This window comes from Microbacterium sp. B19 (assembly GCF_000333395.1).
In the GTDB taxonomy this organism is placed as follows: domain Bacteria; phylum Actinomycetota; class Actinomycetes; order Actinomycetales; family Microbacteriaceae; genus Microbacterium.
Map to the genome: position 1 here is coordinate 1 of NZ_BADA01000023.1, position 970 is coordinate 970.

At 70.0% G+C, this 970-nt stretch carries 1 protein-coding gene; it reads right to left on the reverse strand.

Features of this window, described 5'->3' with window-relative positions:
• Positions 1–333: 333 nt before the first annotated feature.
• Positions 334–858, reverse strand: coding sequence for a YbhB/YbcL family Raf kinase inhibitor-like protein (locus tag I5G_RS00530; protein WP_022877304.1), 525 nt, complete (start codon positions 856–858; stop codon positions 334–336).
• Positions 859–970 lie beyond the last annotated feature (112 nt).

Below are 970 nucleotides of genomic sequence, written 5' to 3' on the forward strand. Positions count from 1 at the left end.
TTCGCGGGNGANGCNACGCGTCGGGCGATCATCCCGACCACTCTGTGGTCGGCACGCTGGTGCGGGACTCCATCGGCCACGACGCGGCGGCGGCTCCCGGCATCCTCTACTTCATCGGCTATCCGTCGCAGGACCTGCCTCGCACGCTGGACGGGGCGGTCCTGGATGCCAAGGTGGAGACGTATCGCCTCTATGCGCAGCACGATGACGTGGTCCGCTGCGCCGACCGGGACGCGTGCCTCAAGACCCGGAGGTTCGGGGAGTGGCTGCGGAGGTCGTACCCGTTGACCGAGGCCGACCTCCGCCTCTCCTGATCGGGAAGGGAGCTTCCCGTCAGTGCTGGAACGTGCCGTGGACGATCGCCCGGCCCAGGGTCTGGAAGGCGAGCGTGAACGACACGACCGCGGGGGTCGCGGAGGCATCGAGGCCGAGGCTCTGCGCACCCACGGCGTGCACGACGAAGAAGTACCGGTGCGGCTGATCGCCTTCGGGGGGTGCAGCGCCGAGGAAGCCGGCATCCCCGCCGTCGTTGCGGACGTGGAACGCCCCTTCCGGCAGTCGTCCTGACGCGAAGTCCGCGGGGATCTCCCTCAGATCGCCCGGGAGATCGACGAGAACCCAGTGCCAGAAGCCGCTCGGCGTCGGTGCGTCCGGATCGAAGCACGTGATCGTGAAGGACTCGGTGCCCTCGGGGACGTTCGACCAGCGCAGGTGCGGCGAGGTGTTGCCGCGTGCGGCGACCTGCGCGTCCTTGAGGGGCTGGGTGTCGGTGACGTCGTCGCTGACGACGTCGAAGGAGGCCACCGCCGGGAGGAGCGGGTACGGATCGGGGGTCTGCGGGCGGGTGAGATCAACCATGGCTGCACGGTAGGAGGTCGAGCGGTGCCCGAGGGCGGGCTTGCGCCGGAACGTGTCCGCGAGTACTCACGGGCGTCGGTGGGAGCCGTTCAGCTCCAGGAGCGCGCGGGCG

Coding starts and splice junctions, on each gene's coding strand:
- I5G_RS00530 (WP_022877304.1), bottom strand. CDS start 858: ATGGTTGATCTCACCCGCCCGCAGACCCCCGATCCGTACCCGCTCCTC.